Origin of the sequence: Paenibacillus sp. 2TAF8 (genome assembly GCF_052114825.1) — a bacterium.
Classification (GTDB): Bacteria; Bacillota; Bacilli; order Paenibacillales; family Paenibacillaceae; genus Paenibacillus.
In genome coordinates, this window is sequence record NZ_JBFRFN010000001.1 from 438,603 (window position 1) to 452,341 (window position 13,739).

Consider the following 13,739-nt stretch of genomic DNA (forward strand, 5'->3'; position numbering starts at 1 on the left):
GAAAATTCTGGTTGGCTTTTTTTGTGTGCAAGTTCTTAACCTTTTACTGGGCCTCGGCATATTCATAGTAAAGAGAAGCTGCTGAACTCAGAAAAGGAGGGAAACGAATGAAATATACGCCATGGTTTGTGCGAGGCATTGTGATTCTGTTAATTCTCATTGTGGCGCTGACGAGCTGCAATAGGGAAGAGAATGAAGCCAAGATTACGATTGGTGAAGTGACTCGTTCTGTATTTTACGCACCGGAATATGTAGCCGCGGCTCAAGGTTTTTTTGCAGAAGAAGGACTTGAAGTGGATATCCAAACAACGGCTGGTGGCGACAAAACGATGGCGGCACTGCTCGCTGGTTCAGTAGATATTGCACTGGTGGGCGCAGAAACGTCTATCTATGTCTATCAACAAGGGGCAGAAGACCCGGTCATTAACTTTGCTCAGCTCACCCAGACGGACGGAACGTTTTTGTTCGCACGAAATACCCAGGGTAGCTTTGATTGGGAACAACTAAGACAGAGTGTATTTCTCGGACAGAGAAAGGGTGGTATGCCTCAAATGGCCGGGGAGTTTGTCTTAAACAAACATGGAATTAACCCGTCCAGTGATCTGGAACTGATTCAGAATGTGGACTTTGCGAATATTGCTTCTGCCTTTGCTTCAGGCACAGGGGATTATGTTCAACTATTTGAACCGCAGGCTTCGATCTTTGAACAGGAAGGCCGAGGGAAAGTAGTGGCGTCGTTCGGTACGGAAAGTGGGAATCTGCCTTATACGGTTTTTATGACTAAACAAAGTTATCTGAACGCAAACAAAGAACTCGTACAAAAATTCACGAATGCATTGCACAAAGCTCAGCTTTGGGTAGATTCCCACACAGCGGAGGAGATTGCACAAGTGATCACCCCTTTTTTCAAAGACATTGATCCAGCGATTCTAACCAGCAGTGTAAGCCGGTATAAGGAACAAGGCACGTATGCAACAGATCCGATTATTGATAATGATGAGTGGAACAATTTGCTGAGCGTGATGAGCGCTGCGGGAGAATTGAAAGAACGGGTTGAACTGAACACCATTGTCGATCCGTCATTTGCAGAACAGGCGCTCCAGGGAAGGAAGTGAGCATCAATGGCTGATTCCGGGAACGTGATCCGACTGGAGAATATCTCTCAAGTGTATGTCAGTGAACGCGAAGCCTCACTCGTCATTGAGGATTTAAGTCTGGAGATCAACCAAGGAGAATTTGTGAGTCTGGTAGGGCCGAGTGGATGTGGCAAAACAACATTATTGTCGATTATAGCTGGACTGCTTAAGCCCACACGAGGAGAGGTTGAAGTTGAAGGCAAGCCGGTTCAGGGCCCCTCTGCCCGGATGGGTTATATGCTGCAGCAGGACTACCTTTTCCCATGGCGCACCATTCTGGACAATGCATTAATTGGGCTTGAGTTGACAGGAAATCTGGACGCGCAGAGCAGAGAACGTACTCGTGAGCTTCTTGTCAGCATGGGGCTTGGCGGGACAGAGGAGCAGTATCCGTCTGAGTTATCTGGAGGCATGAGGCAGCGGGTAGCCCTCGTTCGGACACTTGCGACAGACCCTGCAATTCTTCTGCTCGATGAACCTTTCTCTGCACTTGATTATCAAACCAAGCTGCAGCTTGAAGATCTCGTCTCGGATACGCTAAAAGAGTATGGCAAAACCTCCGTGCTGGTTACGCATGATTTGTCAGAAGCGATTGCGGTCAGCGACCGGGTCATTGTATTGGACCGTAATCCTGGACGCATCCGGCGAGAGTTTGATATTCCCGAACACATTCGTCAGGCACAGCCCTTTCATGCAAGGGAACAGGCAGGCTTCAACGAGCTGTTTCAGTCGCTATGGAACGAACTCGTTCAGTCTGGAGGAGGTGAGAAAGATACGTGAGTCAAAACCATTCAGAACAAGGCAAGCTGGAAGTACGTGAAGTCTGGCTTGAAGAACTTCATCGTGATCATAATCGCAAAATGGCCAAGTGGCGGCATCATATTCTGGCGGTGCAGCTGTCCATGTTAGTCTGTATGTTTTTACTCTGGGAGCTGGCGGGCAGAATGCGGTGGATTGATGTGCTGCTCTTCAGTTATCCGAGTAAAATCTTCAGTCAGATTGGCAAGGATGTTGCCAGCGGCGAAATATGGGCACATGTCGGGGTAACCGTAGGTGAAACGGTTGTCGGATTTTTACTGGGGACACTTGTCGGAACGTTGCTTGCTGTTCTGATCTGGTGGTCTCCTTTTTTGTCCAAAGTGCTCGATCCCTATATGGTAGTGTTCAACAGTATGCCGAAGGTCGCGCTCGGACCTATCTTTATCGTGATGTTCGGGGCCGGATTTACTGCCATTGTGATGACGACTCTCTCCATTACTGTGATTATTACAACACTCGTTGTATACAACAGTTTTAATGAAGTTGACCCCAATTATATAAAAGTTATTCGCACATTTGGTGGAGACCGCTCTGAAATTTTCGCTAAGGTGGTTTTCCCTGCATCATTTCCCACGATTGTATCCACGTTAAAAGTCAATGTGGGTATGGCCTGGGTTGGGGTCATCGTCGGCGAGTTTCTGGTCGCCAAACAGGGGCTGGGTTATTTAATCATCTACGGATTCCAAGTATTCAATTTCACGCTTGTTCTATCAAGCTTGCTAATCATTGCAGCCGTAGCTACGGCGATGTATCAGTTAGTCGTGTATACAGAACGCAAGTTGTTAGCTGGTCGCAGATAAATAGATATAATAAAGGATAGAAGAGAGAGGTTTTTACATTTGTTCACCATATGTATACAATTTCACAAGAGGTGTCACGTTGCCCCACATTGTAAAATCAAGTAGGATATTTGTATGGAAAAAAAGTACTTCGTGCCGAGCAGAAACACATGGGATAAATAGAAATTTCGTTTACGAGTTCTAATATGGTTGCCGCATTGGCAAAGGCAGTGTTTCTTCTTCGTGGCATGTTTCTGTGACCGGCATGTTTTGTGCATGCCGGTTGATGTCGTCTAGTTTCTAACTGGTTGAGTTATACTAAATGGACGACCTATGGATCACGAACTTTTGTACAGCTTAGAGGAGATGGAATGATAAATGGGTTTTAGAGTCATTAAAACGGCAATCGCAGCGCTGATGGCTGTACTGATAGCGGACTGGTGCCGCTTGCCAGGACCAACGTCAGCAGGCTTGCTTGCGATTCTGGGTGTGGATGTAACCAGAAAAAGGAGTATCCGAACGATATCGGCACGTTTCTTTGCATCCGTGGTCGGTCTTTTGTTTGCAAGTGTACTTTTTCACTTTCTAGGCTTCCATTATTGGGTGCTGGGAGTATACATACTAACGGCTTTTCCGGTCATTGTTCGAGTGGGCTTTAAGGAAGGTATCGTTACGGGTTCAGTCGTGGTGTTTCGGGTATTTAGCGGTGGAGAGATGGATGTACATGTCATTCTCGTACAGATTGCGCTGCTCTTGATTGGCCTTGGTTCAGCGATGGTTGTGAATTTGGCTTATATGCCAGCGGCTGATCCACAGATGTTCCGGATCCGTAAACGGATTGATGAGTTGTTTTCGAAAATTTTCCGGGAGTTCGCGACAACCCTGCGTAATCCCAATGAAGTATGGGCAGGCAAAGAATTAATCGAAGCGGATAAAGCCGTACTCGGCGGAATTGAAGCGGCCAAACGATCACTCGAGAACCAGGTCATTCATCCCAATGAAGGCTGGAGCGTATACTTTTATATGCGCAAAACCCAACTGGATTCCATACAGCATATGATGCATCTTGTATCCCAGGTCTATCAGAAAATGCCGCATGCCGAGATGGTGGCGGAGCTATTTGACCAGCTTAGTCAAGACGTGTTGACCGAATCGTATACCGGACGAACGGAAAAACTGCTGGCGGATGTACAGGAAGAATTCAGACAAATGGAGTTACCAGATACAAGGGAAGAATTCGAGATGCGTTCCGCTATTCTCCAGCTGTGCCGCGAGCTCTCTATGTATCTGAAAATCGCCAAGAAGGACAAAGCGCCTTCTCCAATCTCAGATCGCTCCCAATCTGTAAACGAATCATAGAAAATAGTTGTCACCCTAGACGGATGTCCTGCATACACTTGTAGTGAATGATTGTATGGAGGAGGTTTAAAGATGTCATTGAGTCATAAACATCAATGTAGAGAGATTATCACGAAGGCGATCTGCGGCAAAGGTCGTAAGTTCTCTACCGTAACACATACCGTGACTCCGCCAAATGGTCCGACCAGTATTTTGGGGGCTTGGATTATCAACCACCAGTATGAAGCCGTATCAGCGGGGGACGGGATTGAAGTTATTGGTACTTACGATATCAACATTTGGTATTCCTATGACAAAAATTCGCAGACAGATGTAGCTAAAGAAACGGTATCGTATGTAGAACATGTGCCTTTGTCCTATCTGGACCCGAAACACCGGACTTCCACAGTAGAGGTATCTGCGGATGCAACGCAGGAGCCTAGCTGTGTGGAAGCCACAGTGTCCGCGGGCGGCAGCAGCGTAATTATCCGGGTTGAGCGGGAATTCGCTGTAGAGCTTGTAGCCGAAACGAAAGTCTGTGTCAAGGTATGCACGGATGGTTGCGGTGATTACGAAGACAAGGATTATGACTATGGCAGCGCGGATGGAGACTATGATGATCTCGATCCGGACCTGCTGGATGATGAGTTGTAAACCGCTCATCCGAAAAGCGAAAGTGAATGTTCATAACCTAAGTTATCATATGCACCATAAGGTGCGGTGAAGAGGGCGTAAGCCCTCTTTCTTTCATAAAGTACAAAAAATGGGTTGTGACGAGCCTGATCATGTGCCTGAACAATGTTAACGGGGAGGCTCCGCAGCTGCGGGGTCTTTTTTTAATAAGCAGGGAGCATAACGAGAGGGGGGGATGGAATGAACGTCATGGAAGAAGCCGAGGAGGCTGTCCGATTATATACACGCCTGAGCTCTGCTGATCGAATAACACGATTAAAACAGGCGGGAATCGAGGTGCTGACCACAAGGGATCAGCGAAAGCGGGAACCGGGGCTACGTGTGCGGTACGATGTCGATGTCAGTTGCCTTCGGGCGATTCGAATCAGACGCAAAGACACCAGCGGAATGGGAGCGAAACAGGAAGGAGAATTGGACCGTGAAGCAGCTTCATCCGTGTATAAACGTGTGGAGCGCCTTGCAATCAAGACCTTATATACTTTAGGACTGGATCATGGGGCTGTACGTTTGGAAGCTTCGGGGAATGGCGGGTGTGCAGTCATTTCGGTTAATCCCGACCCGTGGAAAGTGGGAACAGACCTGGCCCTGCTGTATAGGGAAAACTGGCAGCAACATCAAACGTTATTGAACCAGGAGCGGCAGGAGAAGCGATTTCCTGTGCTCGGCATGGACCCGGAATTTCTATTGGTACAGATGCCTGAGTCCAAAATCGTGCCTGCCTCCCGTTTTCTCGAACGTACGGGTATCGCAGGCTGTGATTCAGTAACGATCGGTGGCAGACGGGTGTACCCTGTTGCCGAGCTTCGCCCTGCCCCGAGTGCGGAGCCGCGTGAGTTGTTGTCGCATCTGTTGCGAGCCTTCACGGCTGCTTCACGCAGCATCAGCGACTCGTCATTGATCTGGCAGGCAGGAGGCATGCCGCAACGAGGGTTGCCGCTCGGTGGTCACATTCATTTTAGCGGGGTGCAACTGAATGGTGGGTTACTCCGTGCACTGGATAATTATTTAGCGTTACCACTTGCAGTGCTGCAAGACCCGCGCGGATCGGGGAGACGACCGAGGTATGGGACGCTGGGTGACTTTCGCCTGAAATCCTATGGGGGATTCGAATATCGGACACTGCCGAGTTTTCTCGTTTCTCCAGTTGTGGCCAAAGGAGTCGTTGCTTTAGCAGGACTGATTGCGTGTAGCTACGATCAATTAAAGCAGCGTCCTCTATTGAAGGCAGAGGTTCATTCCGCGTTTTATGAAGGACAGCGGGATGTCATGATGGCATATATCCCTTCTTTGATGGACGATCTGAAACAGCTGTCCTTATACGCTAGGTATGAACGATATGCTGCTCCCCTGATGCGGCAATTCAAACGGGGCCATACTTGGGATGAGAGTCGGGATATCCGTAAACTTTGGAATATTCGGGCAGGTTCATGAAGAAGCAGCATTTTTTTGTTATAATGAAATATAGGACTTTTCAAAACGATAAGATACGGAAGATATGAAACAGATGCTATTGAAGGAACAGGCGAATAGACCGAACATAAGGCGGAGGTGCGATCTTGGTGCCTGACCGCCTTATTGCCTTCAAGGGACATTTCTTCCTGACATCATAGGAACGGATGGTGGATCGATATCATGGCTCAGTACACGCCAATGATTCAACAATATTTGCAAGTAAAGGCCGAAGCGCAGGATGCATTTCTTTTTTTCAGATTAGGTGATTTTTACGAAATGTTCTTCGACGACGCAATCAATGCTGCAAGAGAACTGGAGATCACGTTAACAGCACGCAACGGGGGAACAGATGACAAAATTCCGATGTGCGGCGTGCCCTATCATTCAGCTGAAAATTACATACAGCGTCTGATTGAGAAAGGGTATAAAGTAGCGATCTGTGAGCAGATGGAAGATCCGACAGTAACCAAAGGCATGGTAAGACGCGAGATTGTTCGTGTAGTCACACCCGGAACGGTGATGGAAGGCAAGACGTTGGGGGACAAGTCCAACAACTATATGGTATGTCTGACCGGTAACCAAAATACGCTCGCTCTTGCTGCCTGTGACCTGTCTACAGGAGAACTGTACGTGACTTCGGTACCTTATTCCAAGGAATGGCTTAAGGACGAAATTGGCATCTACGAGCCGTCTGAACTTCTGGGAGATGCAGCCCTGCTCGCACTCGTAGAATCGGAGTCATCTCCGATTGGACGTCCGGTGGTCTACACCGCCTGGACTAAAAGCAAGGAGGACCTCGTACGTCAGCAGTTTGGCGAGTCGGTATGGGCAAGGCTGGAGCCGGAACGTCAGGCATGTGTAGCCCGCCTATTTTCTTATCTGAGTGAAACGCAGAAGCGTTCTCTTGGACAATTGACACAGATATCTGCATATGAGCCGGATCATTATATGATTCTAGACCCATTTACACGTCGTAATCTGGAGCTTGTAGAGACGGTGCGAGAACGATCCAAGAAGGGCTCTCTGCTATGGCTGCTGGATCGCACAGAGACGTCCATGGGTGCCCGTATGATGCGGCGCTGGGTGGATAAACCGCTTTTGCAAAAAGGGAAGATCAACGAACGATTGGAAGCAGTAGATACGCTCTATAACCAGTTTATTCTTCGTGAAGATCTGAGAGCAGAGCTAAAGGACATCTATGACCTGGAACGCCTCGTGGGACGAATTGCTTTTGGCAATGCGAATGGTCGCGATCTGAATGCGCTCAAATCGTCACTGGACAAAATTCCGAGTCTGCGCCAACACTGTGCAGCTTCTTCGTCTACAACGCTCAGGCACATTGCTGAGATGATGGATGATTGCGCTGATTTACGTGATGCCATTGGGCAAGCCATCGTAGATGAACCGCCGGTTTCGGTTAGAGATGGGGGATTGATTCGCGAAGGATACCATGTCCGTCTGGATGAGCTACGGGAGGCTTCGGTGAACGGTAAGCAGTGGATTGCCGAGCTGGAAGCAAGAGAACGTGAAGCCACGGGCATTCGCTCGCTAAAAATCGGGTACAACAAAGTGTTCGGTTATTACATCGAAATTACCAAATCGAATCTTGCTTCACTTCCTGAGGGACGATATGAGCGTAAACAAACCCTTGCGAATGCTGAACGTTATATTACGCCTGAACTGAAAGAGAAGGAAACGTTGATCCTTGAAGCTCAGGATAAAATGATGGATATTGAGTACAGCTTGTTCGCAGAGTTGCGTGATCGTCTGAATCAGGAGATTGCGAGGTTGCAGAAGCTGGCTGAGCAGGTCGCTGAAATTGATGTATATCAATCGTTTGCAGTGATTAGTGCAGAGCGTAATTTTGTTCGTCCCGTTCTGACGGATGGATATAATCTCGTCGTCGAGCAAGGACGGCATCCGGTCGTGGAGGCCGTCATGCGTGATGGGGCGTTTATTGCTAACCATACTGCGATGACGAAGGAAGAGGCGCGTATTCTATTGATTACCGGGCCGAATATGGCGGGTAAAAGTACGTATATGAGACAAGTGGCGCTCATCTCGATTTTGGCGCAGATCGGATGTTTTGTGCCTGCGGGCCAAGCGGAAGTACCTATTATGGATCGGATTTTCACTAGGATTGGTGCTGCGGATGATCTGATTGGTGGACAGAGTACGTTTATGGTGGAGATGGCAGATATTCAGGTCATGACCGAAAAAGCAACCCCCCGCAGTCTGATTATCATCGATGAATTGGGTCGCGGAACTTCCACCAGTGAAGGCATGGCGATTGCGCAATCGGTCATTGAATATGTGCATGACGTGATTGGGTGTAAAGCACTGGTATCGACACACTTCCATGAGCTGGCTCATCTGGAGGAAAGCTTGGACAGGCTGGCTAACTATTCGATGGCAGTTCAGGAAAGTGGCGATAAGGTGAACTTCCTGCGCAAGCTGATTGCAGGGGCGGCAAGTAGCAGTTACGGCATCTATTGTGCACGGCTTGCGGGTCTGCCTGATAGCATCATTGAGCGTGCCAACGGACTGTTGCATGGCTTCGAACAAGCGGCATCACAGGTAGCGGTAGGCAGTGAGTTCGTTAGTGAGAACAGACCATCAACGAGACAGGGGTCAGAGGATCAGAAGCAGTCGGAGCCTCAGTCGACAAGTCGTTTGGAATCATCTGTTACCGGAGGAGAATCGTTCATTCGGGAACGAAACACGAGTGAACTTGTTGCGCCAGCAGAAGGGGTAACAGCAGGAGATGTGGTAGTTTCTCAGGAACGGCATGAGGTTGTACAGTTGTCCATCTTCGACGACGAGGAGCCGGCAGCTATGCAGCCTTCACGAACAGTAGTGGTGGAGGATAAACCTGCGCGCGAACTGATTCGCCATATGAAAGAAATAGATGTGATGAACATGACGCCTTTGCAGGCGATGCAAATCTTAAATGAACTTAAATTAAAGGCACAGCAATTATCCTGAGTAACCGGGAGGAGGAGAACCTGTGGCGAAAATTCATGTGCTTGATGAACATATTGCCAACCAGATTGCGGCGGGTGAGGTGGTTGAACGGCCTGCATCCGTTGTAAAGGAACTGCTGGAAAATGCAGTGGATGCGGGGGCCTCCAAGATTGAAGTTGCGGTGGAGGAAGGTGGGCTGCTTCGCATCCGGGTAAAGGATAACGGCTCAGGCATTGAGCCGGATGATCTGGAAACAGCTTTCTATCGTCATGCAACCAGCAAAATAACCCATGGACGGGATCTGTTCCAGATCACAAGTCTTGGATTTCGCGGTGAGGCGCTGCCAAGTATTGCAGCCGTCTCTAAGGTGGAAGTGCTGAGTGCTAGCGGAGATGACGGACGAGGGCGGCGTATCGTGATTGAAGGCGGTAAGCTCTGCAAGCATGAGGATGCTGCGTCACCACAAGGAACGGAGTTTGTGGTGAAGGAGTTATTTTACAATACACCTGCCAGACTAAAGTATATGAAAACCATTCAGACCGAGCTGGGGCACATCTCGGATGTACTATATCGGATGGCGATGTCGCATCCTCATATTTCGTTCACCCTTCGCCACAATGAAAATACGTTGCTGCAGACGCTGGGTAATGGCGATCTGTTACAAGTGGTCGCAGCCATCTATGGCACGAGTGCGGCTAAAGCGATGCTGCCGATTGAGGGAGAGAACCTGGATTACAAAATTAGCGGTCTGATCAGTCTGCCAGAATGGACACGCACGAACCGTGCGGGAATGTCAACGATTGTGAATGGTCGATATATTCGTAACTATGGGTTGAACCAGGCGATTCTGAAAGCTTATCACACGCTGTTGCCCATTAATCGCTTCCCGCTGGTGGTTCTGCAACTTGAGATGCATCCTTCGCTGGTGGACGTGAACGTACATCCGGCTAAGCTGGAGGTGCGATTCAGCAAAGAGACGGAGCTATACGAGTTTGTGGAAACCACACTGCGCGGTATTTTGCGGCAAGAGGTTTTGATTCCGCAAGTACGGAAACAGCAAATCAGGCGTGGAGATGACAGTTCGTTTATTCAAGAGCAATTTCTTTTCCCGCGCGGCCCAGTGAAAGAGCAGGACGTTAGCGAAGGTTATGGTCAGCAAGGTCCGCTCGGCAGAGATATTCAAAACAGTAGGAATGGTAAAGATGTGGAAGACACGAAAGAAACACATATTCCCAAAAATTTGTCATCTACATCTGTGTCACTACGTCAAGGTTTAGAAGACGATCATTCCGATCTGGATGCACCAGCGGAACTTGAAACAGCAACAGGAACAAACAAAGATAACGGGTTAGCACTAGCAGTAGATCAAATCGCATCCACTTTGACGCAAACGCCTCCTTTACCTGAAGCGCCGCCAGAATCAGCACCCTTATATGAGCCACAAGATTCGTGGAATAGTGCCCAGATTGAGCAAGGAAAGGGGTATAGGAACTCTGATTTGCCTGACGGTAATCTAGGTGAGCCACATAGTAGACCCGATGGAGAAGCGAATGGTGACCATCAAGGTACAGAAACGCGCTTGGATTCAGGCAGTAATGTAACGGAGGGTAAGCGTGTATATTCCGATGAACGTTCAAGTGAGAAGGCGGACGTAAGCCCAACGGCTAATAACGGCGAAGGGGCTGCTGCGAGTGAAACTGGAACCCGGGATACTGTGCAGAGTCAAACGGGAGCATATTATTCAGCATCCAACAGCACTTCTGTAAGGGAGAGCCGTTCACCATATAATTCAGCAGGCTCAAAAGGAGAACGAAGCTGGAAAAAGACGTCTATGCCTGATCCAGCCAAACTTTCAGCTGCAATGCACTCAGATCCTTCCATGCCTGCGTTCCCTGAACTTAGTTTGATTGGTCAGCACCATGGAACATATTTAATTGCACAAAACGATGAAGGTTTATATTTGATCGACCAGCATGCCGCTCACGAACGGGTGAACTACGAGTACTATTACGAGAAGTTTGGTAATCCGGCTCAGGCCTCGCAGGAATTGCTGCTACCGATTACACTTGAATTCACACCTTCGGAGACGGAAAAGTTGAAAGCTAGACTCTCTTGGTTTGAACAGGCGGGGGTATATCTGGAGCATTTTGGCGGCCAAACCTTCCGCGTACGTTCTCACCCCTACTGGTTCCCAAAAGGGGATGAAAAGGACATTATCGAAGAAATGTCCGAATGGGTTCTCAGCGAACGTAGCATTGATGTGGCCAAGATGCGGGAAGCGGCTTCGATTATGTGCTCCTGCAAAGCTTCGATAAAAGCAAATCAGAAGCTCACGGATCGGGAGGCTGAGGTGTTGATACAGCGTCTGGGTACATGCCGGCAGCCATATACCTGTCCACATGGACGGCCGATTGTGATTTCATTTTCAACATATGATCTGGAGAAATTATTTAAACGAGTGATGTAGTTTTATAGGGGGATATTATGTATATAACGACGGGTGACAAGGAGGCGGCCACTCTGGTTGAACGTGCGCAAGCGCTGGCTGTTTCAACTGGAGGCACCTACGTAGCACGCAACAGAACATCTCTGCCCAAATTGCTTGAGCAGTATGGTGTACAGGAGATTCTGGTCGTGTTAAAAGGTAGAGCACGCTTGTTCCGAAAGAATGCGTCGGAGCTTGAATTCCACCCGAGTATGGGGTTTGTACGTGCCAAACGTGTTCTACGTGGAGAGTCTGATCCAATGCTGGAAGCAGGTGCTGTACTCAAAGGAGATACCGTTGTGGACTGTACGGCAGGACTCGGTTCGGATGCACTCGTATTTGCGGTTGCGACAGGTGTTCAAGGCTGTGTAATTGCCTGTGAAAGCTCCGAGCCACTCTATACACTTCTACTTGATGGCATGTCCCATTATGAGAGCAACGAGCCTTCCATAGACGAGGCGTTTCGGCGCATTGAACTGCGGAATCAGAATCATCTGGAACTGCTTCGTTCTTTGCCTGACCGGAGCTGTGATACAGTATATTTTGATCCGATGTTTCGAGAGCCGTTGATGGATTCGAGTGCAATCCAGCCTTTACGGGACTATGCGAATGCCCATGCATTAGCGGAGGAGAGCATTAGCGAGGCGAAAAGAGTCGCCCGCAAGCGAGTGGTCATGAAAGAAAAACGCGGCAGCGCAGAGTTTGACCGACTGGGATTCCAGGTGCTGGATCGGGCCAATGCAAAAACCTTGTACGGAGTGATTAATGTTGAGAGCGGAAGTTAAAACAAAACCTAAGTTGCTGGTGCTCGTTGGACCAACAGCTGTAGGCAAGACAAGATTAAGCATTGAGCTGGCACGGGCTTTTAACTGTGAAGTCATTTCGGGAGATTCCATGCAGGTTTATCGAGAGATGGATATCGGAACCGCCAAAATAACGCCTGAAGAAATGAAGGGAATCCCCCATCATCTAATTGACATTCATGAACCGGAATATCCTTATTCCGTCGCCGAGTTTCAAGAGAGTTGCACACGATTGATTCCTGAAATCCATGAACGGGGTAATTTGCCTTTTATCGTGGGTGGAACGGGGCTGTATGTGGAATCGGTTTGTTATGGTTTTCAATTTTCAGATAGCGGTTCGGATGAAGCATTCAGAGAAGAGCAGTTCAGTTATGCGCAGCAACATGGGGCACAGGCACTTCATGATCGGCTCAGAGAAGTTGATCCAGCGAGTGCGGATCGTCTTCATCCAAACGACCAACGACGGATTGTACGTGCGCTTGAGATTTTTCATCTAACAGGAGAGAAATGGTCAGAGCAGCTGGCTGTTCAGAAAAAAGAGTCTCCGTACGATCTGCTCATCATCGGTTTGACGATGGATCGCCAGAAGTTATATGCACGCGTCGAAGAACGAATCGATCTGATGATCGAGCAAGGACTGGTCGATGAGGTAAAAGCGTTGCTGGAACGCGGAGTCGCGCGAGGTCATATTTCCATGCAGGGCTTGGGATACAAGGAAATTGCCGCGTATTTGCAAGGAGAAGTTAGCTGGGAGGCTGCAGTGGAGTGGCTCAAGAGGGACACGCGCCGTTTTGCCAAACGCCAGTTGTCCTGGTTCCGTCATATGAAAGATATTCAGTGGGTGGATATGACAGACACTGAAAATTTCGAAGGGCATTACAATCAAGTAAGTGAATTAATTACACGTACGTTTAATTGACTTTAGTCAAACGAAACCTCTACTTTTCAATGAAAAGCTGGAGGTTTTTTATTATGTTTTAAGTTTACTGTTTGTATATGAACAAAGGAGTTCCCCAATATGATTCAAATTTCTGATTTCAGGATAAAATTTAATTAGCTAATCTTCGGAAATTTGAGTTTTTGAGCTCGAAGATAAAAGAATCTGTTCTGCTAATTAGTGTTAGAGTAACGCTCACATAGAGCGGAATATCGTCCTGTCATGGAACCATTTACTAGTAAAGTGATGTTAGATAACTCGGTATAACGCTGTAGAATTTGTATCCACAAACCTCGTTATACGGTTATTAGGTGAAATTTGTCCCTCTTTTGC

10 protein-coding genes are annotated in these 13,739 nt (G+C 48.2%); all 10 read left to right on the plus strand.

Annotated elements, in window-relative coordinates:
• Positions 1-107 precede the first annotated feature (107 nt).
• The 10 genes from AB4Z30_RS02025 to miaA all read left to right on the plus strand — a co-directional run bounded on the left by AB4Z30_RS02025 (position 108) and on the right by miaA (position 13,388).
• Positions 108-1,115: an ABC transporter substrate-binding protein gene (locus tag AB4Z30_RS02025; protein ID WP_441922764.1), complete on the plus strand. Its 1,008-nt coding sequence runs from the start codon at positions 108-110 to the stop codon at positions 1,113-1,115.
• 6 nt (positions 1,116-1,121) lie between these two features.
• Positions 1,122-1,916 carry an ABC transporter ATP-binding protein gene (locus tag AB4Z30_RS02030; RefSeq protein WP_441922766.1) on the plus strand — a complete coding sequence of 265 codons (795 nt, stop codon included), beginning with the start codon at positions 1,122-1,124 and terminating at the stop codon, positions 1,914-1,916.
• An 80-nt stretch (positions 1,917-1,996) separates the two neighbouring features.
• Positions 1,997-2,755, plus strand: a complete 759-nt coding sequence (locus AB4Z30_RS02035; protein WP_441922857.1) for an ABC transporter permease — start codon at positions 1,997-1,999, stop codon at positions 2,753-2,755.
• Positions 2,756-3,112: 357 nt separating this feature from the next.
• Positions 3,113-4,093 (plus strand): aromatic acid exporter family protein, encoded by a 981-nt coding sequence (locus AB4Z30_RS02040; RefSeq protein ID WP_090916842.1) that lies wholly within the window; start codon positions 3,113-3,115, stop codon positions 4,091-4,093.
• Between the two features lie 72 nt (positions 4,094-4,165).
• Positions 4,166-4,726 carry an outer spore coat protein CotE gene (locus AB4Z30_RS02045; protein ID WP_441922768.1) on the plus strand — a complete coding sequence of 187 codons (561 nt, stop codon included), beginning with the start codon at positions 4,166-4,168 and terminating at the stop codon, positions 4,724-4,726.
• 219 nt (positions 4,727-4,945) lie between these two features.
• On the plus strand, positions 4,946-6,196 hold the full coding sequence (locus tag AB4Z30_RS02050; protein WP_441922770.1) for a putative amidoligase domain-containing protein: 1,251 nt from the start codon (positions 4,946-4,948) through the stop codon (positions 6,194-6,196).
• Positions 6,197-6,397: 201 nt separating this feature from the next.
• Positions 6,398-9,202, plus strand: a complete 2,805-nt coding sequence (mutS, locus tag AB4Z30_RS02055; protein WP_441922772.1) for a DNA mismatch repair protein MutS — start codon at positions 6,398-6,400, stop codon at positions 9,200-9,202.
• A gap of 22 nt (positions 9,203-9,224) precedes the next feature.
• Positions 9,225-11,648: a DNA mismatch repair endonuclease MutL gene (gene mutL, locus AB4Z30_RS02060; RefSeq protein WP_441922774.1), complete on the plus strand. Its 2,424-nt coding sequence runs from the start codon at positions 9,225-9,227 to the stop codon at positions 11,646-11,648.
• A 17-nt stretch (positions 11,649-11,665) separates the two neighbouring features.
• On the plus strand, positions 11,666-12,451 hold the full coding sequence (locus AB4Z30_RS02065) for a class I SAM-dependent methyltransferase (RefSeq protein ID WP_441922776.1): 786 nt from the start codon (positions 11,666-11,668) through the stop codon (positions 12,449-12,451).
• Positions 12,432-13,388 (plus strand): tRNA (adenosine(37)-N6)-dimethylallyltransferase MiaA, encoded by a 957-nt coding sequence (gene miaA, locus AB4Z30_RS02070; RefSeq protein WP_441922778.1) that lies wholly within the window; start codon positions 12,432-12,434, stop codon positions 13,386-13,388. Before AB4Z30_RS02065 ends, miaA begins: the two co-directional genes overlap by 20 nt.
• Positions 13,389-13,739 lie beyond the last annotated feature (351 nt).